The 19,682-nt window shown below is 69.4% G+C and carries 17 protein-coding genes; 11 read left to right on the forward strand and 6 right to left on the reverse strand.

What is annotated here, in order from left to right:
• Positions 1 to 266 precede the first annotated feature (266 nt).
• Positions 267 to 533 (reverse strand): DksA/TraR family C4-type zinc finger protein, encoded by a 267-nt coding sequence (locus C1932_RS14165; protein WP_108750680.1) that lies wholly within the window; start codon positions 531 to 533, stop codon positions 267 to 269.
• 111 nt (positions 534 to 644) lie between these two features.
• Positions 645 to 1,202: a DUF2058 domain-containing protein gene (locus C1932_RS14170; protein ID WP_108762597.1), complete on the reverse strand. Its 558-nt coding sequence runs from the start codon at positions 1,200 to 1,202 to the stop codon at positions 645 to 647.
• 62 nt (positions 1,203 to 1,264) lie between these two features.
• Between C1932_RS14170 and C1932_RS14175 the strand changes: the two genes are divergently transcribed.
• The 3 genes from C1932_RS14175 (at position 1,265) to C1932_RS14185 (ending at position 4,182) form a co-directional block, all read left to right on the forward strand.
• Entirely contained in the window at positions 1,265 to 1,765 is a 501-nt protein-coding gene (locus C1932_RS14175) for a M48 family metallopeptidase (RefSeq protein ID WP_108753782.1), read from the forward strand.
• Positions 1,766 to 1,812: 47 nt separating this feature from the next.
• Entirely contained in the window at positions 1,813 to 2,511 is a 699-nt protein-coding gene (locus C1932_RS14180) for an RNA pseudouridine synthase (protein ID WP_108750683.1), read from the forward strand.
• Positions 2,512 to 2,637: 126 nt separating this feature from the next.
• Positions 2,638 to 4,182: a phospholipase D family protein gene (locus C1932_RS14185; RefSeq protein ID WP_108762598.1), complete on the forward strand. Its 1,545-nt coding sequence runs from the start codon at positions 2,638 to 2,640 to the stop codon at positions 4,180 to 4,182.
• A gap of 3 nt (positions 4,183 to 4,185) precedes the next feature.
• Here the strand turns inward: C1932_RS14185 and C1932_RS14190 are convergent, their stop codons facing one another.
• Positions 4,186 to 5,256: an HDOD domain-containing protein gene (locus tag C1932_RS14190; RefSeq protein ID WP_108762599.1), complete on the reverse strand. Its 1,071-nt coding sequence runs from the start codon at positions 5,254 to 5,256 to the stop codon at positions 4,186 to 4,188.
• A gap of 275 nt (positions 5,257 to 5,531) precedes the next feature.
• Here C1932_RS14190 and C1932_RS14195 point away from each other — a divergent pair, with 275 nt between their 5' ends.
• Positions 5,532 to 6,629 (forward strand): Glu/Leu/Phe/Val dehydrogenase dimerization domain-containing protein, encoded by a 1,098-nt coding sequence (locus C1932_RS14195; RefSeq protein WP_108753786.1) that lies wholly within the window; start codon positions 5,532 to 5,534, stop codon positions 6,627 to 6,629.
• Positions 6,630 to 6,689: 60 nt separating this feature from the next.
• Here the strand turns inward: C1932_RS14195 and C1932_RS14200 are convergent, their stop codons facing one another.
• Positions 6,690 to 9,530: an autotransporter serine protease gene (locus tag C1932_RS14200; protein ID WP_108762600.1), complete on the reverse strand. Its 2,841-nt coding sequence runs from the start codon at positions 9,528 to 9,530 to the stop codon at positions 6,690 to 6,692.
• 181 nt (positions 9,531 to 9,711) lie between these two features.
• On the opposite strand from C1932_RS14200, the gene C1932_RS14205 reads away from it, so the two are divergent.
• From C1932_RS14205 to C1932_RS14215, 3 genes are all read left to right on the forward strand, one after another.
• Positions 9,712 to 10,887 carry an acetyl-CoA C-acyltransferase gene (locus tag C1932_RS14205; RefSeq protein WP_108756858.1) on the forward strand — a complete coding sequence of 392 codons (1,176 nt, stop codon included), beginning with the start codon at positions 9,712 to 9,714 and terminating at the stop codon, positions 10,885 to 10,887.
• 122 nt (positions 10,888 to 11,009) lie between these two features.
• Positions 11,010 to 11,351: a hypothetical protein gene (locus C1932_RS14210; protein WP_108750689.1), complete on the forward strand. Its 342-nt coding sequence runs from the start codon at positions 11,010 to 11,012 to the stop codon at positions 11,349 to 11,351.
• A gap of 149 nt (positions 11,352 to 11,500) precedes the next feature.
• Positions 11,501 to 11,911, forward strand: coding sequence for a hypothetical protein (locus C1932_RS14215; RefSeq protein WP_108762601.1), 411 nt, complete (start codon positions 11,501 to 11,503; stop codon positions 11,909 to 11,911).
• A gap of 39 nt (positions 11,912 to 11,950) precedes the next feature.
• On the opposite strand, the gene C1932_RS14220 is transcribed toward C1932_RS14215, so the two are convergent.
• Positions 11,951 to 13,588 carry an acyl-CoA dehydrogenase family protein gene (locus C1932_RS14220; RefSeq protein WP_108762602.1) on the reverse strand — a complete coding sequence of 546 codons (1,638 nt, stop codon included), beginning with the start codon at positions 13,586 to 13,588 and terminating at the stop codon, positions 11,951 to 11,953.
• 112 nt (positions 13,589 to 13,700) lie between these two features.
• On the opposite strand from C1932_RS14220, the gene C1932_RS14225 reads away from it, so the two are divergent.
• From C1932_RS14225 to pdeM, 4 genes are read left to right on the forward strand one after another with little or no spacing between them, the layout of a single operon-like run.
• Entirely contained in the window at positions 13,701 to 14,699 is a 999-nt protein-coding gene (locus tag C1932_RS14225) for a ligase-associated DNA damage response exonuclease (RefSeq protein WP_108762603.1), read from the forward strand.
• Positions 14,696 to 16,303, forward strand: a complete 1,608-nt coding sequence (locus C1932_RS14230) for an ATP-dependent DNA ligase (RefSeq protein ID WP_108762604.1) — start codon at positions 14,696 to 14,698, stop codon at positions 16,301 to 16,303. Before C1932_RS14225 ends, C1932_RS14230 begins: the two co-directional genes overlap by 4 nt.
• A complete protein-coding gene (locus C1932_RS14235) occupies positions 16,300 to 18,759 on the forward strand; it encodes a ligase-associated DNA damage response DEXH box helicase (protein WP_108762605.1) in 2,460 nt (819 codons plus the stop codon). The genes C1932_RS14230 and C1932_RS14235 overlap by 4 nt, the downstream gene beginning before the upstream one ends.
• Positions 18,749 to 19,396, forward strand: coding sequence for a ligase-associated DNA damage response endonuclease PdeM (pdeM, locus tag C1932_RS14240; protein WP_108762606.1), 648 nt, complete (start codon positions 18,749 to 18,751; stop codon positions 19,394 to 19,396). Before C1932_RS14235 ends, pdeM begins: the two co-directional genes overlap by 11 nt.
• Here pdeM and C1932_RS14245 read toward each other — a convergent pair.
• Positions 19,393 to 19,662 carry a hypothetical protein gene (locus tag C1932_RS14245; RefSeq protein ID WP_108753794.1) on the reverse strand — a complete coding sequence of 90 codons (270 nt, stop codon included), beginning with the start codon at positions 19,660 to 19,662 and terminating at the stop codon, positions 19,393 to 19,395. The genes pdeM and C1932_RS14245 overlap by 4 nt on opposite strands.
• Positions 19,663 to 19,682 lie beyond the last annotated feature (20 nt).

The raw sequence follows: 19,682 nt of genomic DNA on the forward strand, positions 1-19,682 counted from the left end.
GGTCGACACGGATAAATTCATTCGGTATCTGACAGATGTGTCGACCAAGGTCGACACCTACCAACAGCCGCGGGAATCTGTCAGAGGTGGGGCGGTGTCGGATTGCGGGGTGTCAGCCGCATGGATGCGGCTGCCAAGCCTACAAGGACGTACTTGCGGCGTCCCCGCAATCCGACACCGCCCCGCCATCCCACGGAATGCCGCTTTTGACGTTGACGTTGACGTTGCATTGAGCAGGTGCAGGGCGCAGCCCTGCAAAAACACCCTCACCGCAACTGGCTGTCCTTGCTGCCGCGGCGGTTGTAACCGGCGTGTGCCTGTTCTTCGTCGTCCAGCGCCTGCTGGCACGCCACGCACAGGCGAACACCGGGCACGGCCTGGCGCCGCGCCAGCGGAATCGGCGCGTCGCATTCTTCACAGTGTTCCAGACCCGGCCCCTGGCGCAGCTGGCGCCGCGCACGGGCAATGGCATCGTCAACGGTGGCGTCAATCTGGTCCTGGACCGCGCCGTCGCCCGCCCAACCGGTGGCCATCACTCACCTCCGCAACTGTCAGGTATGCCCCTGATATGGGGACCTTACCCGTAACTGCAATCGGCAGCGCCGGGCCCTGCCCGGCGTGCTGGCGGCCGGTTCAGCCGCGCCTTACCAGACCAGGTCGTCCGGCACCTGGAACTGGGCGTAATAGGCGTCGTCCTCGGCGTTGCCGGTGGAAATCTCGGCGGTCGAGCCCGGCTGGCCGTGGTCGACGATGATCGCCTCGGGGGCACGCTCGCGCACCTTCTCGGCGGCCGCACGCGGCAGCAGGGCGTAGCCCTCGCCGTGGGCGACGATGACCAGCACGCCCACCGACAGCGCCTTGCGCAGCTTGGGGTCGATCAGCAGCGTGCGGATCGCCGCACCATCGCTGAAGCGATACTCGTCATCACCCTTGTGCGGCACCGCGTGGGCCATGATGATCTGCTTCGCCTGCGCCTTCTGTTCAGCCTTGCGGGCCTGGGCATTGCGCTCGGCCGCCAGGGCGCGGTCGCGTTCGACCTTCTCGGCGCGCGCGCGTTCAGCTTCGCGCTGCACCTCGGCCGAGGCCGATTCCGCCTTTCCCTGCCGCGCCTTGGCTTGTTCACGCGCGGCAGCACTGGCCTGCGACTTCTTGGCCAGGCCGGCCTTGAGCAATTGTTCCTGCAGCGCGTTGGGCTTTGCCATGGTCGGTCGGTACCGCGTGTAATCTTGGAAGCCCCATTCTACCGACGCCCCGCCGCCCCTGCATGGCTGTCCTGAAGTACCTCACCGGTTATCCCGAGCCCCTGGTGGCCCAGGTCAGCGAACTGCTGGCCCAGGGCAAGCTCGGCCCCTGGCTGCAGCAGCGCTACCCCGATCCGCACGAGGTGCGCAGCGACCGCCAGTTGTACGACTACACCCAGGAACTGAAGGACCGCTACCTGCGCAAGTCGGTGCCGCTCAACAAGGTCTGCTACGACAACACCCTGGAAGTGATCAAGCACGCGCTGGGCACGCATACCGCCATTTCCCGCGTGCATGGCGGTCGCCTCAAGGCCAGTCGCGAGATCCGCATCGCCACCGTGTTCCGGCAGGCGCCGGCTGCGTTCCTGCGCATGATCGTGGTGCATGAGCTGGCGCACCTGAAGGAAGCCGACCACAACAAGGCCTTCTACCAGCTGTGCCAGCACATGGAGCCGGATTACCTGCAGCTGGAGTTCGATACCCGCCTGTACCTGACCGAGCTGGCCAACCGCAGCCAGCGCTGACCGGCCGCAGCAGCTACACTGCGCGCCCCCTGACCGACCTGCCCGCCATGGAACCGATCCGCCTCGACAAACGCCTGTCCGCCCTGCTCGGCATCCCGCGCGGGGAAGCGCGGCGCTATGTGGAAGGTGGCTGGGTGACCGTGAACGGAGAAGTGGTGGAACAGCCGCAGCGCCCGGTGGATGAGGACGCGGTGATCGTGGTGGCCGAGCAGGCCAGCGATGAAAAGGCCGAACGGGTCAGCATGCTGCTGCACAAGCCGGCGGGCATGGCGGCCGAGGCATTGTGCGCACTGGTCAGCAGCGCGACGCGCAGCGAACTGGATGCCAGCGGCACCCGCGCCCTGCAGCGCCACTTCCACGGCCTGCAACTGGCCGCCGCGCTGCCGGCCGCCGACAGCGGCCTGGTGGTGGTCAGCCAGGATCCGGCCACGCTGGCGCACCTGCAGCGCAACCTGGGCCGCACCGAGCAGGAATACCTGGTGGACGTGGCCGAAGGCGGCCCCGAACGTGGCCCGTGGCTGCTGGCGCGCCTGCAGCAGGAAGCCGGTGGTCCCAAGGTCAGCTGGCAGAGCGAGCAGCGGCTGCGCTTTGCCGGCAAGGGCCTGACCGCGAAAGGCCTGCGCGTGGCGGTGACCGCTGCCGGGCTGCAGGTGACGGCGGTGCGCCGGCTGCGCATCGGCCGCGTGGCGCTGGGGCCGCTGGTGCCGGGGCAGTGGCGCTACCTGGGCAGCGACGAGCGGTTCTGAGCCCGCCACGGGGTCGGATCCCCTGCCGCAGGCAAGGGCTCTGACCCCACAAAGCGCCATCCACGCAGGGCGTGACCATGCCCAGAACACCATCCACGCATGGCGTGGATCCACTAGCATGGTGGCATGAGACTGCTGCGTATCGTCGCCATCATCATTGCTGCGCTGGTGCTGCTGGTGTTGTCGGGCCTGCTGCTGGCCGACCATCTCACCCCCGGCGCGCGCGGGCCCGCATCGCAGGTGCTGCCACTGCAGCCGGCGCAGACCGCGATCGATCGCCAGCTGGCGCCGCTGCTGGCCGCCCACCCCGGTCAATCCGGCGTGGCCTTCCTCAGCGATGGAATGGATGCCTTCGCCGCGCGCGCGGTCATCACCGAACAGGCTGGCCGCAGCCTGGACCTGCAGTACTACATCTGGCACGACGACCGGGTGGGCCACCTGATGGCCAAGGCGCTGCACGACGCCGCCGTGCGCGGCGTGCGCGTGCGCCTGCTGCTGGATGACATGAATGCCAAGGACAAGGACGCACTGATGCTGGCGCTCGATGCGCACCCGAACATCGAGATCCGCCTGTACAACCCGTTCCGCAACCGCAGCGGCGTCGCCCGTACGCTGGAACTGGTGCAGCGCGCCTTCAGCGTGAACCACCGCATGCACAACAAGAGCTGGATCGCCGATGGCCGCGTGGCAATCGTCGGCGGCCGCAACATCGGCGAGGAATACTTCAGCGCGCGCGACGATGTGAACTTCCAGGACCTGGACCTGGTCGTGGCCGGCCCCGCCGTGCAGCAGGCCAGCGCCATCTTCGATGCGTACTGGAACAGCGACGCCGCCGTTCCGATCAGCGCGCTGGCGCACTACAGCCAGGCGCAGCTGCGCGTGCTGCTGCAGGAGTCCAACCGCGATGCGCTGCATGACAGCAGCCGCCCCTACCTGCAGCGCGTGGCCAGCTCGCGTGCGCTGCGCCAGCCCGGCCCCGAGCCCCTGCACTGGAGCGCCCAGGTGCGCATCCTGTCCGATCCGCCGATGAAGCACCGCGACGATGCACGCGAGGGTTGGCTGGTGACCGCGCTGGCCGCGCAGTTGCAGTCCGCCCAGCACAGCGCGCTGCTGATCTCGCCCTACTTCGTACCCGGTGCCGAAGGCCTGCAGGGTCTTTCGGCCATGGCCGCACGCGGCGTGCAGGTGGGCGTGGTGACCAACTCGCTGGCCGCCAACGATGTGGCCGCGGTGCACGGCGGCTACATGGGCTACCGGGTGCCGCTGCTGCAGGCCGGCGTGCAGCTGTACGAACTGAAGGCACACGGCGAACCGGGCGACAGCAGCCTGTTCGGCAGCAGCGGCGCCAGCCTGCATACCAAGGCCTTCGTCGTCGACGACCGCCGCGGCTTCGTGGGCTCGTTCAATCTCGACCCGCGCTCGGCCTACCTCAACACGGAAATGGGCGTGCTGTTCGACGATCCCGTGTTGGGCGCGCGCCTGCGCCAGGAGTACCTGCGGCTGGCCGACCCGCAGCACAGCTGGTGGCTGGCGCTGGGCGCCGGCAACGAGCTGCGCTGGCTGGAACGGCAGCCGCCGCCGCACTGGGTAGGGCGCGAGCCCGGCAGTTCGCTGGGCAAGCGCTGGACCGCGCGGGTGATCAGCTGGCTGCCGGTGGAATCACAGCTGTAGCGCTTACGGCACGGGCGCCTCACCGCCCTCGGCGCCGGCTTCATCCAGCGTTTCCACCGCGCGCCCGTGCAGCCGTCGCCAGATCCAGCGCAGCGCGTGGGGCGGTGCCGAAGGCAGCTGTTCCAGCAACGCCTGCATGCGTACCTGGCTGCCATGGCCATGCCGACACAGCAGGCTGGCCGCGGCCGCCGCGCTGCCCAGGCGCAGGCTGTCGGCCAGCGGCCCCTGCGCATCGGCGGCCAGCGCCTGGTGCACCGGTTCGGGCAGGTCCCAGGCGGCGGCCACGCGTTGCGCCAGCGGCAAGGACCAGCGCTGCAGCAGGTCCAGGGCCAGCGCCGCATCCACCGTGCTGCCGCGGCCCTGCGCTTCCTGCAGCACCTGCCGCATCACCAGCGCCGCGCCCAGCCCCTGCACCAGCCCCAGCCACTGCGCGGCGAACGCATCGCCGAAGGTGACCGTGCGGGCGTGGTCGGCCGCGGCGCGCGAGGCCAGCAGCGCGTGTTCCCAGATGATGGTGCTGAACTGCGGGAAGACATCGCACTGCACCTGCATGACCGGCTGTACCAGCACGGCGCTGATGATCTGCCGTACCCCTTCGGTACCGACCAGGGTGACCGCGCGCTGCAGGCTTTCCACCGGCCGCTCGTGCGCCTTGTAGGCCGGGCTGTTGGCAATGCGCAGCAGGTTGCCGGTCAGTACCGGGTCCTGGCCGATGATGGCGGCCATCACCCGTGCCGACGCGGCATCGTCGTTGACGGTCTGGATCAGCTGCGGCAGCAGTTGCGGGCGGCGCGGCAGCTGCCGGGTGGCCCAGTCGCGGTCCTGCAGGGCGCGGTCCACCGCCTCGGCCAGCGGCGAGCTGCCCTCGCCCGCCGGTTCGCCCACCAGATGCGGGGACAGCGCCAGCGCATGCAGGCTGCGCTGCAGGTGCGCGGCGACCTCGCCGGCGGCCAGCGGCTCGCCCTGCAGGGGACCGGCGGGCGTGCGGACATGCGATTCGGCCCGGCGCACCGGTGTGGTCGCGCGCCTGCCCGCCAGCCACGCCGTCATGGCCTGCCACCAGACCGGCCTCACCGGCGCCCGCCGTGTTGTTGCACTGCTGCTGCCACTGCCTGCACCCGCGCCTTCTTCACATTCGGCGACCTGCCGTCGTCGCAGCATCGGCCGCGCTTTCATCTTCTTTAATGCCGCCGCCCCGGCCGTGCACGGCATCGGCCGGGCGAATGGACTAGAATGGCGCCGCGCGACCCGTCCCCCAGCCATGACGACGTCGCTTTTTTTGTTTTGGGACCCTACCGTTCATTGGCAGTTCGCTGCAGTTCGCCGCTGATCGCGCCATCGGAGACGCCATGCTATTCGAAACCCTCGCCACCACCGGTCATGAGCAGGTGGTGTTCTGCCACAGCCAGGATGCCGGCCTGAAGGCGATCATCGCCATTCACAACACCACCCTGGGCCCGGCCCTGGGCGGCGTGCGCATGCGCCCCTACGCCAGCACCGACGAGGCCTTGAACGACGTGCTGCGGCTCAGCCGCACCATGACCTACAAGAACGCCCTGGCCGGCCTGAACGTGGGCGGCGGCAAGGCGGTGATCATCGGCGACCCGAAGGTGGACAAGACCGAGGTGCTGTTCCGTGCGTTCGGCCGCTACGTCGACTCCCTGGGTGGCCGCTACATCACCGCCGAAGACGTCGGCACCGATGTGAACGACATGGAGAACATCTACCTGGAAAGCCAGTTCGTGACCGGCGTGCACCAGGTCCATGGCGGTTCCGGCGACCCGGCCCCGTTCACCGCCTATGGCGCGCTGCAGGCGCTGATGGCGGCGCTGCGCTTCAAGTTCGGGCACGAAGAAGTGGGCAAGACCAGCATTGCCGTGCAGGGCCTGGGCCACATCGGCATGGAACTGGTGAAGCTGCTGCGCGACCGCGGCGCCAAGCTCTACGTGACCGACCTGGACAGCGCGCTGGTGGATCGTGCGGTCAGCGATTTCGGCGCCGAAGCGGTCAAGCCCGATGAGATCCACGAAGTGAACGCCGACGTGTTCGCCCCGTGTGCGCTGGAAGGGGCGATCAATGCCGACACCCTGCCGCGGATCAAGGCGAAGATCATCTGCGGCACCGCCAACAACCAGCTGTCCAGCCTGGACATCGGCGATGAGCTGCACGCCCGCGGCATCCTGTACGCACCGGATTACGCGGTGAACGCCGGCGGCGTGATGAATGTGTCGCTGGAAATCGACGGCTACAACCGCGAACGGGCGATGCGCCTGATCCGCAGCATCTACCACAACCTGACGCGCATCTTCGAACTGTCGCAGCGCGAAAACATCGCGCCGCAGCGCGCGGCCGACCGCATTGCCGAAGCGCGCATCCAGTCCATCGGCAAGCTGAAGATGCCGCTGGGCCGCAGCACCCCGCGCCTGGGCAACCTGCGCGGCGGTTGATGTTCGCTGGCCACGCCCGGCAGCCTGCCGGGCGTGGTCACGCAATGCCGTGTCGCCGCGTCAGAACGCGGCGCTGTAGCGCAGTGCGACCTGGCTCAGTTCGCCGCGCGGGCCGAAGCGCTGGTCGTAGCCGAAGCTGAGGCGGCTGTTGCGGCTCAGCCACGATTCCACCGCCAAACCCAGCAGGCCACCGGAACGCATCGGCTGCAACCCGGCCATCGGCGCCCAGGCATCGATGCCGACGAAGCTGGCCTGCGCATCCATGCCCTGGCTGGACAACTGCTGCTGCCATTCGGCATAGCCACGCAGCGCCCAGTTGCGCCACTGGCGCTCGGCACGCACGCCGGCCAGTGCCTGGCTGCGGCTGCTGGCATCGCCGGCGCTGCGCAGGCCGAAGCCCAGGCCCCCCTGTTCGCTGAAGCGATCGCTGTCCACGCGGGTGTAATCGGCGCCCAGATACGGGGTCAGCGAGGCACCGGCCCAGCCGAAGCGATAACCGGCCTCCACGCTGGCCGTGCTGAAGGTGCCACCGTAGCGGGCGTTGACCCCGTACTGGCCGGCACCCAGCAGCAGCTGGCGATCGATCTCACGGTTGAACTGGCCGGCACCCACCTGGCCCAGCGCATACGCGCCACCGGCATTCCAGCCGGCATACAGCTGCGCCTGCGACTGCCGGTCGCGGCCGCGATCGCTGCCCCAGGCCCGGTTGCCGAAGCTGCGCGTTTCACCGAAGGCAAAGCCGAGCACGCCGTTGCTGCCCAGTGCCGTGTCCTGGCCCATCATCCAGCCATGGGTGTCGGCGCCGCTGGCCGAGAAGCTGCCCTGGCCAGCCTCGCCCAGCGCGTTCTGCCAGGCACCGGCCAGGCGCGGTGCGCCCTGCACCTGGCCGAAGCGTGCGGACAGCGCGCGGCGGCCCAGATCGATGCTGTCGAAGGTGGCCGCCGTAGCCAGCGCATGCGCCTTGCCGGACAGGCTGTCCAGGCTCTGCTGCAGCGCCAGGTTGCCCTGCACGCCCTGCAGCGCGCCCGCGCCCTGGGCGAACACGCCGGTGACGTCGGTCCCATCGTCGAGTGCTTCGAACGCGCGTTCCACGCGCGAGGCCGAGGCCTGGGTACTGGCGCCCAGGCCGGCCGCCGATGCCGCGCTGACCACGTTGACCCGGTCGATGTTCAGGGTGACGTCGTTGCTGCCATAGCTGAGCCATGCATCCAGCAGGCTGCCCGCGTTGAGGCTGTTGCTGACCCCGTTGAACGTGCCGCTGACGCCCTGCCCGGCCTGCAGCACGGTCTGGGTGCGGCCGGCAGCCGGCACGTAGCCGCTGACAACACTGGACACGTGCACGTCGCCGCCCTGCAGGGTGGCCCTGCCGGTGATGGCAAGTGGACTGGAACCCAGCGAGATCATCAACCGCGCGCCGTCGCGGTGCAGGTAGTTGCCTTCGATGGTGGCGCTGCTGTTGGCATCGCGCACGATCACCATCGCCGCGTTGTCCACGTTGCCCTTGACCCGGGTGGTGCCGGTCATGAACTGCAGCGCGGCCGTGTTGGGGCTGACCGCCTGCGCGGTAAGCACCACGTTGGAAGTGATGGACGCACCGTCGCGCAGCACCAGCGTGCCGCGTTCGATGCGGGTGTCGCCGGTGTAGGTATTGGTGCCGGACAGACCCAGCGAGCCTTCGCCCTGTTTGACCAGGCCGCCACTGCCGGTGATGTTGTTGCTCCAGACCGAATTCAGGCCCAGCTGCGAGACGTTGACGGTGGTGTTGCCCCAGTCGAAGCGGGCCGGGCCGTTCACGGCCTTGCCGACATTCAGCAGGCCGTAGCCGTAGATGGCGTCCACGCCCGGCGCGCCGATGTCGGTGGCCGTGCCCAGCAGGGTCTGCCGCACCAGGTCGTTGTCGAAGTACGGGAAGCGTTCCCAGACCAGTGCGGCCGCGCCTGATACCAGGGGCGCGGCGAACGACGTGCCGTAATTCCACTGGTAGCCGTTGCCGTTGCGCTCGGGAAACACCGCGCTGCCCGGTGCGGTCAGGCAGTAACGCGCCGCATCGCCACAGGCGTTGGCCCAGCTGGTGCGTTCGCCGGGCTTGTTGGGATCGATGGCGGTGGCCACCAGCCAGCCCTTTTCCAGATCAGCCGCCGGCAACGAACCGCCCACGCCGCGCTGGCTGGGCAGTGCCGCCACGCTGCTGGGCTGGTCGCGGCCCTCGTTGCCCGAGGCGAACACCACCAGGCCGCCGTTGCTCATGATGAAGGGGCGGTACTCGGCCGCCACCTGCGCGGTGGTGGCCAGATCGGTCCAGTACAACCCGCCCCAGGAGTTGTTCATCACCTTCACGCCGTAGCTGATCAGGTCCTGGTGGATGCCGGCCACGCCCAGCGGGCCGCTGAAGGAGTTGCCCTGGCCACTGCCGTCATCGGTGGGCGAAGTGTCGGAAATGATCCGCGCCGAGACAATCTGCGCCCCCGGCGCGATGCCGCCGGGCCAGACGCCCACGGTCGCGCCGGCGGCCAGGCTGGCCACCGCGGTGCCGTGGCCGACCACGTCGTCCACGTTCAGGTTGTTGCGCGCCGGATCGACGTAGTTGAGGTTGGCCAGCACGCGGCCATTGAGCGCGGCCGTATCGCGCTTCACGCCGGAATCGACGATGCCGATGCGCACGCCCTTGCCGGTCAGGCCAGCGGACTGCGCGGCCAGGGCGTTGGTCTGCACCAGATGCGCGTTCACCGCCGGCTCGGTCGGCTTGGCCGGCGTGGGTGTGGTGGGCGGCGGGGTTACCGGCGGCGTGGTGGGGGGCGGGTCGATGCGTACATTGCTGCCGCCACCGCCACCGCCACATGCACTCAGCGCGGCGACCAGCGCCGAAGCCAGAACCGACCTGCCCATCGTCTTACGTTCCATCGTTTCCTTCCCATGAACGTTGGCCTGCCGCAACCCCTTGCAGGCATCCAGTGCTGCCAGCGGCAGCTACCGCCGACCCTCTATACTGGGTCGACCCCCACGCAGTCTGCCGGGAAATGGCGCCGCTTCCAACGCCCGCCGTCTCCTTTCCGAACATTGCTCACGCATCAACGAGATTGCCATGTCCAACATCGTCATCGCCGCCGCCAAGCGCACCGCCATTGGCTCCTTCCTGGGCCAGTTCAACGGCGTGCCCACCCCGACCCTCGGCGCGGCCGCCATCGCCGCCGCCCTTGAGCAGTCCGGGGTACCGGCCAGCGACGTTTCCGAAGTCCTGATGGGCTGCGTGCTGTCGGCCAACCTGGGCCAGGCCCCGGCCCGCCAGGCCGCCATCGCCGCCGGCATTCCCCTGTCGGCCGGCGCGACCACCCTGAACAAGGTCTGCGGCTCGGGCATGAAGACCATCATGCTGGGCCACGACCTGATCAAGGCCGGTTCGGCCAAGGTGGTGGTGGCCGGCGGCATGGAGTCGATGTCCAACGCCCCGCACATGCTGCCCAACTCGCGCACCGGCAACCGCTTCGGCAACTTCCAGGCGGTGGACCACATGGCCCACGACGGCCTGGTCAATGCCTACGACGGCAAGGCCATGGGTGAATTCGCCGAATGCGCGGTGGACAAGTACCAGTTCACCCGCGAGGAACAGGACGCCTATTCCATCGAATCGGTGCGCCGTGCGCAGGCCGCGCAGGCCAATGGTGCATTCGCCGATGAAATCGTCTCGGTGAAGGTGGCCACCCGCAAGGGTGAGGTCGAATTCGCCAGCGACGAGCAGCCCGGCCGTTCGGACATCGCCAAGATCCCGACCCTGCGCCCGGCGTTCAAGAAGGATGGCAGCGTAACCGCCGCCAGTTCCTCCAGCATTTCCGACGGCGCCGCTGCCGTGGTCCTGCTGGCCGAAGAGGATGCGGCCGCGCGCGGCATCACCCCGCTGGCGCGCATCGTCGGCCACGCCACCCATTCGCAGGAGCCGGAGTGGTTCACCACCGCGCCGATCGGCGCGATCCACGCCCTGCTGGCGAAGACCGGCTGGACCCTGGACCAGGTCGACCTGTTCGAAGTGAACGAAGCCTTTGCCGTGGTGGCCATGGCGCCGATGCGTGAACTGGGCATCAGCCACGACAAGCTCAACGTGAATGGCGGCGCCTGCGCACTGGGCCATCCGATCGGCGCCTCGGGCGCACGTCTGGTGGTCACCCTGGTCAACGCATTGCGCACGCGCGGCGGCAAGCGCGGCATCGCTACCCTGTGCATCGGCGGCGGCGAAGCGACGGCAATCGCCATCGAGTTGATCTGAAAGGAATTAACGGCGATTTCGCAAAAATGAATGCGGGAGCGCTTGACACCCAATCTTGGCTTGTCATCATGTTGTCGGCGCGCAGTTGCGCGTTGCCTAATCTAACGACGAGGATTCACACAATGAGCATCAACAAGCTGCTGGTCGCTATGTCCCTGGCCCTGGCCCTGGCCGCCTGCTCGAAGCAGGAAGCTGCCCAGGACGCCGCTGCTTCGGCCAACGAAGCCGCCACCGAAGCCCAGGCTGCTGCCGACCAGGCCGCCGCCGCCGGCGCCCAGACCGCCGACGCTGCCCAGCAGGCCGCTGACACCGCCGCCACCGCTGCCGACGCTTCGACCGACGCTGCTGCCCAGGCTGGCGCTGCTGCCACCGACGCTGCTGCCGGCGCTGCTGCCGACGCTGCCAAGGCCGGTGAAGCCACCGCCGAGCAGGCCAAGGACGCTGCTGAAGAAGCCAAGAAGTAATCACTTCTTTCTTCACGCTGTTCTGGAAAAGCCGCTGGTTCGCCAGCGGCTTTTTCTTTGCCTGAATCCCGCTGTTGGCCTCGCGACCGGGTCTTCACAAGGGCCTGAATAGGCTGGCGTCCCCATCCATCGCTGTACCGGAGACCGCCATGAAGATCCGCACGCTGACCACTTCCCTGCTGGCCGCCTCGCTGGTGCTGGCCCTGGCCGCCTGCAAGGGCCCGGAAGCCGAACAGGCCCGCCAGGATGCCGCGCAGGCCGCCGACAGCGCGGGCGCCGCCGCGCGTGATGCCGTGGACCAGGCCGCCGCTGCCACCCGCGAGGCCGCTGACAAGACCGCCGCGGCTTCAGAGCAGGCGGCCGCCGACACCCAGCAGGCGCTGGACAAGGCCGCCGATGCGACCGCCAACGCCGCCGACCAGGCCAAGGCTGCGGCCACCGATGCCGCCGCGCACGCCAGCGATGCCACCGCCAATGCCGCGCAGAAGGTGGCCGACAAGGCCCGCAATGTCGCAGATGACGCAAAGGCCAACGCGGCCCACGAAGAAGCCAAGCACTGAGCCTGACCCTGTCGCCGGGCCTGTTCGGGCCCGGCGACGTTACGGCAGGGCGCGCGCCAGCATCTCGCCCAGTTCCAGCCCCGGCGGCAAGGTACCCAGCGCCAGGCCATGCTCGCCCTGCAAGCGGCTGCGGATGAACGCATCGGCCATGGGGCTTTCCGCCCGCAACAGCACGGCGGCCTGCAGCAGCAGTGCCGTGCGCTCGCAGAACGCGCGTGCCTGCCCCTCATCGAACCCGGGTGATTCCTGCCAGCGCTGGAGCGCCTGTGAGTAGCGCAGGTCGGCATCGGCCGCCGCCTGCAGTTCCTGCTGCAGGGCCGCCATCGTTTCCGGCTCACGCGCCAGCGCGCGCAGCACGTCCAGGCACTGGATGTTGCCACTGCCTTCCCAGATCGAATTCAACGGCGCCTGCCGGTACAGGCGCGGCAGCATCGACTCTTCCACATAGCCGGCGCCGCCCAGACATTCCTGCGCCTCGTTGACGAAGGCCGGGGCGCGCTTGCACAGCCAGTACTTGCCCAAGGCCGTGCCCACCCGCGCCAGCGCGGCTTCTGCCGGATCGATGGCGGCGCGATCCACCGCGCGCGCGATGCGCATGGCCAGTACCGTGGCCGCCTCCGATTCCAGCGCCAGATCAGCCAGCACGTTGGTCATCAGCGCATGGTCCACCAGCGGTTTGCCGAACGCGCGCCGGTGCCGTGCATGGTGCAGCGCCTGGGCCAGGGCCATGCGCATTTCCGCCGCCGCGCCCAGCATGCAGTCCAGCCGGGTCATCATCACCATGCCGATGATGGTGGCCACCCCGCGCCCTTCCTCGCCCACGCGCCAGGCCTGCGCACCACAGAACTCCACTTCGCTGGACGCATTGGCCCAGTCGCCCAGCTTGTCCTTCAGGCGCATCAGCCGGAACGCGTTGCGGTCACCATCGGCCAGGCGGCGTGGCATCAGCAGGCAGGTCAGCCCACCGGGGGCCTGTGCCAGCACCAGGAAGCCATCGCTCATCGGCGCGGAGAAGAACCACTTGTGCCCCGACAAGCGATAACGCTCGCCGTCGATCGGCTCGGCGCGGGTGCTGTTGGCACGCACGTCCGAACCGCCCTGCTTTTCGGTCATGCCCATGCCCAGGGTGATGCCGGCCTTGTCGGCCACCGGCACATCGCGCGAATCGTAGACCGGCGCGGCCGCCTTGCGTGCCCATTCGGCCAGGTGCGGCTGCGAGCGCAGCACCGCCACGGCGGCGTGGGTCATGGTGAGCGGGCAACTGGTGCCCGCTTCGGCCTGGTGATGCAGGTAACTCAGCGCCGCGCGCGCCACGTGTGCGCCCGGTTGCGGTTCGTGCCAGGACAGCCCGGCCACGCCGTGCTGATTGGCCGTGCCCATCAGCTGGTGGTACGCCGGATGGAACTCCACCAGATCGATGCGGTGCCCCTGCGCATCGTGTGTGCGCAGGCGCGGCCGGTCGCGGTTGGCATCGAACCCCAGGCGGTACAGCTCATCGCCGGCCAGTGCGCCATACACCGCCAGGCGCGGTGCGAAGGCACCCCCGCCCTCACGCTGCACCGCCTCCACCAGCGCGACATCGTCGGTCCATAACTGCCGCCCGGCGAACGGTGGTGGCTGGTTCAGCACCACGTGCGTTTCGTAGGGAACGTTGCTGCTGAAGCCCGGTCCGTTCATCCATTGCTTCCCGTTGCGGAAAAGGAGCCCCTCGATTGTGCCGCATCGTCCGGCCAGCGCCCGTTCAGCGCGGTTCTCACCGCCTGCACGAGCGCCGCGCCAGAGTGGCCACATGAGCGACAACGAAGATCTGGTGGTACTGCGGCCAGAAGGCCTGTACTGCGCCGCCGGCGATTTCCACATCGATCCGTGGCGCCCGGTGCCGCGCGCGGTCATCACCCATGGCCATGGCGACCATGCGCGCCCGGGCATGGGCGAATACCACTGCAGCACCGGCAGCGTGCCGATCCTGCGCTGGCGCTTGGGCGATGTGCCGCTGCACGCGCATGCCGAAGGCACGCCCTTTTCGCTGGGCCGGGTGCAGGTATCGCTGCACCCGGCGGGGCATGTGCTGGGGTCGACCCAAGTGCGCATCGACGATGGGCGCCAGGTCTGGGTGGCCTCGGGCGATTACAAGCGCCAGCACGATCCCACCTGCACGCCGTTCGAGGTCGTGCCCTGCGATACCTTCATCAGCGAAGCCACCTTCGCCCTGCCGATCTACCGCTGGCCACACACCGCCGATGTGGCTGCCGACATCGTCGCCTGGCGCCGCGAATGCGCCGCGCGCGGGGAAGCGGCGGTGCTGCTGTGCTACGCCCTGGGCAAGGCCCAGCGCGTGCTGGCCGAGCTGCTGCCGCTGGACGACCAGCCGGCGTGGCTGCACGGCGCCATCGCCAATGGCGTGGCGGTCTACCGCCAGGCCGGGGTGGACATGCTGGACACGGTGACCGTGGCCGAACAGGGGCGTACCCCGGATGCGGCCGGGCAGCTGATCCTGGCCCCGCCGTCGGCGGCGGGCACGCCCTGGCTGCGCCGCTTCGGCCGTCACCAGTTGGCGTTCGCGTCGGGCTGGATGCAGCTGCGCGGCAACCGGCGCCGGCGCAATGTTGACCGTGGCTTCGTCATTTCCGACCACGCCGACTGGCCGGCGCTGCTGCAGACCATCGAACAGACCGGCGCGCGCCGCATCATCGCCACCCATGGCAACACCGATGCGCTGATCCCCTTCCTGCGCGAGCGCGGCGTGGCCGCCGAGGCCTTCCGCACCGATTTCGGGGCCGAGGAATGAAGGCCTTCGCCGCGCTTTACCAGCGCCTGGACCGCAGCACCGCAACGTTGGACAAGCGGGCCGCGCTGGTCGACTACTTCCGCACGGCGCGCCCACGCGATGCGGCCTGGGCGCTGTACCTGCTGAGCGGTGGCAAAGTGGGCGGCGCGCGCCGCAAGGTGGCCGCCAGCGGCGAGCTGCGCCGCTGGATCGCCGAGGCGTCCGGGCTTCCGGCCTGGCTGGTGGAAGACAGCTATGCGCAGGTGGGCGACCTGGCCGAAACGCTGACCCTGCTGCTGGATGACCCGGCAACGCCCGCCCCCGAACGGGCCCTGGCCGACTGGATCGAACAGCATCTGCTGGCGGTGGCCAACCAGGACGAGGCGGTACGCCATGCCGCCGTGCTGCAGGGCTGGCAGCAACTGCCCGCCGCCGAACGCCTGGTGTTCAACAAGCTGCTGACCGGCGCCCTGCGCGTGGGCGTATCGCAGCGACTGGTGCAGCAGGCGCTGGCCGAATGGTCGGGGCTGGATATCGCCCGCATTGCCCAGCGCATGCTGGGCGAGTGGGTGCCCTCGCCCGCCGCGCTGGCGCAGCTGCTGTCGCCAGACGAGCTGCCGACCGACCGCCAGCAGCCCTACCCGTTCTTCCTGGCCTCGCCGCTGGAAGGCGCGCCGGCCGAGCGGCTGGGCGTGCTGGATGACTGGTTGCTGGAATGGAAGTGGGACGGCATCCGCCTGCAGCTGCTGCGCCGGAATGGCGAGGTGGCCCTGTGGTCGCGCGGCGAAGAGCGGCTGGATGGTCGCTTCCCCGAAATCGAACAGGCCGCCGCCGGCCTGCCCGATGGCTGCGTGATCGACGGCGAGCTGCTGGCCTGGGACAGCGCCGATGACCTGCCGCGTGCCTTCACCGCCCTGCAGACCCGCATCCAGCGCCGCAAGCCTGGTGCCGCCAGCCTGCGCAACACGCCGGTGCGCGTGCTGGCCTACGACCTGCTGGAACGCGATGGCCAGGATCTTCGCGAGCTGCCGCTGCACGAACGCCGCACGCAGCTGGCGCAGCTGCTCGATGCACTGGCCGATCCTCGCCTGCAGCTCTCGCCACCGGTGCTCGCCAAGGACTGGGCCGAGGCCGCGCGCCTGCGTGACGGTGCCCGCGAACGCGGCGTGGAAGGGCTGATGATCAAGCGCCGCGATTCGGTCTACCAGGCCGGGCGCCGTCGCGGCGACTGGTGGAAATGGAAGATCGAGCCGCTCACCATCGATGCAGTGCTGCTGTACGCGCAGGCCGGCCATGGGCGGCGCAGCACCCTGTACACCGACTACACCTTCGGGGTGTGGGACGGTGACGCGCTGGTACCGGTGGCCAAGGCCTATTCGGGCCTGGACGACAAGGAGATCCTGGCACTGGACCGCTGGATCCGCGCGCACACCCGCGAGCGCTTCGGCCCGGTGCGCAGCGTCGACGCCGTGCAGGTATTCGAGCTGGGATTCGAAGCGGTGAACCGCAGCAGCCGGCACAAGTCGGGCATCGCGGTGCGCTTCCCGCGCATCCTGCGCTGGCGCCACGACAAGCCCGCCAGCGAGGCCGACCAGCTGCACACCCTGCAGGCACTGGCGCGATGACCCGTGCGCAGGCCCTGCAGCGCCTGCAGGCGTGGTTCGCCGCGCGCGGCTGGCGCCCGCTGCCGTTCCAGCGCGCGATGTGGCGGCACTACCTGGCTGGCGAATCGGGCCTGCTGCACACGCCCACCGGCAGCGGCAAGACCCTGGCGATGTTCGGCGGGCCCCTGCTGCAGGCCTTGATCGATCCACCGCCGGCGCCGGCACGGGCCAGCGCCGTGCGTCCGCTGCAGGTGCTGTGGGTCACCCCGCTGCGGGCACTGGCCAGCGATACCGCACGCGCGCTGCAGACGGTCATCGATGGCGTTGGGCTGGGCTGGAAGGTCGGCCTGCGCAGTGGCGATGCCAGCAGCCGCGAGCGGCGCCAGGCGCGCGAGGGACGCGTGGATGTGCTGGTGACCACACCCGAATCGCTGGCGCTGTTGTTGAGCTATGCCGATACGCTGCCGCGCATGCAGCACCTGCGCTGCGTGGTGGTGGATGAGTGGCATGAACTGCTGGGCAGCAAGCGTGGCGTGCTGTTGCAGCTGAACCTGGCACGGTTGCGCGATGCCAGCCCCGGCCTGCAGCTGTGGGGGCTGTCGGCCACGCTGGGCAACCTGCAGCAGGCGCGGCAGGTGCTGCTGCCCGACCTGCCCGACGCGCCGCTGGTGGAAGGCGCGCGGCAGCGACCGGTGCAGGTGCAGACCCTGCTGCCGCCAGCCGGCGAACGGTTTCCGTGGGCCGGCCACCTGGGCCTGGTGCAGTTGCCACGGGTACTGCAGGCGATCCAGGGCGCAGGCAGCACCCTGCTGTTCACCAACACCCGCGCACAGGCCGAACTGTGGCACCAGGCGCTGGCTGCAGTGTGGCCGGAAGACGCCGACAGCCTGGCCCTGCACCACGGCTCGCTGGACCCGACCCTGCGCCAGCAGGTGGAAGACGGCCTGCGTGCAGGCAGCCTGCGCTGCGTGGTGGCCACCTCCAGCCTGGACCTGGGCGTGGATTTCCCGGAAGTGGACCAGGTGCTGCAGCTGGGCAGCCCCAAGGGTGTGGCGCGCCTGCGCCAGCGCGCCGGCCGCGCGCGCCATCGCCCCGGCGCCAGCGGCCGCATCACCTGCATTCCCAGCCATGCGCTGGAAGTGGCCGAATTCGCTGCGGCACGCAACGCGCTGCGCGAGGGCGTGGTGGAAGCACGCCGTCCATTGGTCCTGTCGCTGGACGTGCTGGCCCAGCATGCAGTGAGCTGCGCGATGGCCGGCGGCTTCCAGGCCGATGCACTGCTGGCCCAGGTACGGCGCACCCACGCCTTTGCCGATCTGACCGATGCGCAGTGGCAGGCCGTGCTGGACTTCATCGTGCAGGGCGGGCGGGCGCTGTCGCAGTATCCGGATTTCCACAAGGTGCAGATCGATGACAGCGGCACCTACCGGGTGCCCGATCGCCGCCAGGCCCTGCGCCACCGCCTGTCGATCGGCACCATCAGCAGCGATGGCAGCGTGCGCGTGCAGTTCCTGCGCGGCGGCAGCCTGGGTTCGGTGGAAGAACAGTTCGCAGGGCGCCTGCGCCCGGGCGACCGCTTCCAGTTCGCCGGGCGCCTGCTGGAGCTGGTGCAGCTGCGTGACATGACCGCCTATGTGCGGGTGGCGCGTGGGCGCGGCGATGGCAGCGTGCCGCGCTGGCAGGGCGGCCAGCTGCCCTTGTCGATGCCACTGGGGCAGGCCTTGCTCGCAGTGCTCTCCGGAAGTGATGACAGTGCCGAATCAACGTGGCTGGCGCCGCTGCTGGCGCTGCAGGCACGCGTGTCCGAGCGGCCCTCGCCGGCGCAGCTGCTGGTGGAGGACGTGCGCCGCCGCGAGGGCCAGTTCGTGTTCGTCTACCCGTTCGCCGGGCGCCACGTGCATGAAGCACTGGCCGCGCTGCTGTCACTGCGCTGCACGCGGCTGCAGCGCAACAGCATTGGCTATGCGGTGAACGATCATGGCCTGGTGCTGGCACCGGCACAGCCGATCACCCTGGATGCGCAGGCGTGGCATGTGTTGTTCACCCGCGACGGGCTGCTGGACGATCTGCGCGCGGCCGTGAACCTGGGCGAGCTGGCACGCCGCCAGTTCCGTGGCATCGCGCGCGTGGCCGGACTGCTGGTGCCCAGCCTGCCCGGCGGCATGCCGCGCTCGCTGCGCCAGTTGCAGGCCTCTGCGGGCCTGCTGCATGACGTGCTGCGCCAGCATGACCCCGAGCACATGCTGCTGGCCCTGGCCGAGCAGGAAGTGCTGCAGGACGCATTGGATCTGCCCGGGCTGGAGCAGGCGCTGGCACGCATTGGCGGTCAGGCGGTGTCGCTGCAGCAGCCGGCCTCACTCACGCCGCTGGGTTTTCCGCTGTGGGCCGAGCGCCTGCGCGGCCAGTTCAGCAACGAAGACTGGCGTACCCGCGTGCAGCGTGCGGCACAGCAGCTGGAGCGGCGCCATGACCACTGAGCTGGCCATGCAGCTGGGCGGGCAGACGCTGCGCCTGCTCGGCGCGCGTGCACTGCTGTGGCCGGCCCGGCAGGCCCTGCTGATTGCCGACCTGCATCTGGGCAAGGCGGATGTGTTCCGCCGCGCCGGCATCGCCTTGCCCGCCGGCGGCACCCAGGGCGACCTGCAACGGCTGCATGCACTTGTGCAGCAGCACGCGTGCCGCGAGCTGTGGATCCTGGGCGATATGCTGCATGGCCCGCTGCACCGCACGGCGTGGCTGGCGCAATGGCTGGCCTGGCGCGAACAGCAAGCGGGCCTGGACGTGCATGTGATCCGTGGCAACCACGACCGCCAGCTTGCCGCACCGGCGCTGCGCGTGCAGCTGCATGATCAGATGCGATTGGGGGACATCGTGCTGCGCCACGAACCACAGCCCGAAGCCGGCGCCTGGGTGATTGCCGGCCACCTGCATCCGCAGATCGCCCTGCCGGCGCTGCGCCGGCGCTTTCCCGCGTTCTGGCTGCGCCCGGGAATCACCGTGCTGCCCGCGTTTTCCGCGTTCACCGCGGGCGTGCTGATATCGCCCGCGCGCGACGAACAGCGCATTGCCTGCGTGGAAGGCAGCCTGGTGCCGGTACCGCCCCGTCAGGCTTAGGCCGGGCGTGCCAGCATGTCGGGCATCAATCGAAACGTGGGCTCGCTGTTGCCGACGTGGCGCGGCAGCGCCCGCACCGCCGCCAGCATTTCCTGCGCGCAGGTGCGGATGTAGCCATGGTGTTCGGCGCCCGCGTGGCTGATCAGGCTACCTACGTGGAATTCAAAGACATCCTCCAGCACGTCGGGCTGGTCTTCGTGCAGCATCTGCAGCAGACCGCGCAGTTTGCAGATTTCCGATTCCAGCTCGTGGACCGCGAACAACATGGCATCCTCCTTCGAACGTG

Origin of the sequence: Stenotrophomonas sp. YAU14D1_LEIMI4_1 (assembly GCF_003086815.1) — a bacterium.
Classification (GTDB): Bacteria; Pseudomonadota; Gammaproteobacteria; order Xanthomonadales; family Xanthomonadaceae; genus Stenotrophomonas.

Excerpts from the sequence above, each read along its gene's own strand:
- C1932_RS14165 (WP_108750680.1), bottom strand. The coding sequence starts at position 533 with ATGGCCACCGGTTGGGCGGGCGACGGCGCGGTCCAGGACCAGATTGAC.
- C1932_RS14170 (WP_108762597.1), bottom strand. The coding sequence starts at position 1,202 with ATGGCAAAGCCCAACGCGCTGCAGGAACAATTGCTCAAGGCCGGCCTG.
- C1932_RS14175 (WP_108753782.1), top strand. The coding sequence starts at position 1,265 with ATGGCTGTCCTGAAGTACCTCACCGGTTATCCCGAGCCCCTGGTGGCC.
- C1932_RS14180 (WP_108750683.1), top strand. The coding sequence starts at position 1,813 with ATGGAACCGATCCGCCTCGACAAACGCCTGTCCGCCCTGCTCGGCATC.
- C1932_RS14185 (WP_108762598.1), top strand. The coding sequence starts at position 2,638 with ATGAGACTGCTGCGTATCGTCGCCATCATCATTGCTGCGCTGGTGCTG.
- C1932_RS14195 (WP_108753786.1), top strand. The coding sequence starts at position 5,532 with ATGCTATTCGAAACCCTCGCCACCACCGGTCATGAGCAGGTGGTGTTC.
- C1932_RS14200 (WP_108762600.1), bottom strand. The coding sequence starts at position 9,530 with ATGGAACGTAAGACGATGGGCAGGTCGGTTCTGGCTTCGGCGCTGGTC.
- C1932_RS14205 (WP_108756858.1), top strand. The coding sequence starts at position 9,712 with ATGTCCAACATCGTCATCGCCGCCGCCAAGCGCACCGCCATTGGCTCC.
- C1932_RS14210 (WP_108750689.1), top strand. The coding sequence starts at position 11,010 with ATGAGCATCAACAAGCTGCTGGTCGCTATGTCCCTGGCCCTGGCCCTG.
- C1932_RS14215 (WP_108762601.1), top strand. The coding sequence starts at position 11,501 with ATGAAGATCCGCACGCTGACCACTTCCCTGCTGGCCGCCTCGCTGGTG.
- C1932_RS14220 (WP_108762602.1), bottom strand. The coding sequence starts at position 13,588 with ATGAACGGACCGGGCTTCAGCAGCAACGTTCCCTACGAAACGCACGTG.
- C1932_RS14225 (WP_108762603.1), top strand. The coding sequence starts at position 13,701 with ATGAGCGACAACGAAGATCTGGTGGTACTGCGGCCAGAAGGCCTGTAC.
- C1932_RS14230 (WP_108762604.1), top strand. The coding sequence starts at position 14,696 with ATGAAGGCCTTCGCCGCGCTTTACCAGCGCCTGGACCGCAGCACCGCA.
- C1932_RS14235 (WP_108762605.1), top strand. The coding sequence starts at position 16,300 with ATGACCCGTGCGCAGGCCCTGCAGCGCCTGCAGGCGTGGTTCGCCGCG.
- pdeM (WP_108762606.1), top strand. The coding sequence starts at position 18,749 with ATGACCACTGAGCTGGCCATGCAGCTGGGCGGGCAGACGCTGCGCCTG.
- C1932_RS14245 (WP_108753794.1), bottom strand. The coding sequence starts at position 19,662 with ATGTTGTTCGCGGTCCACGAGCTGGAATCGGAAATCTGCAAACTGCGC.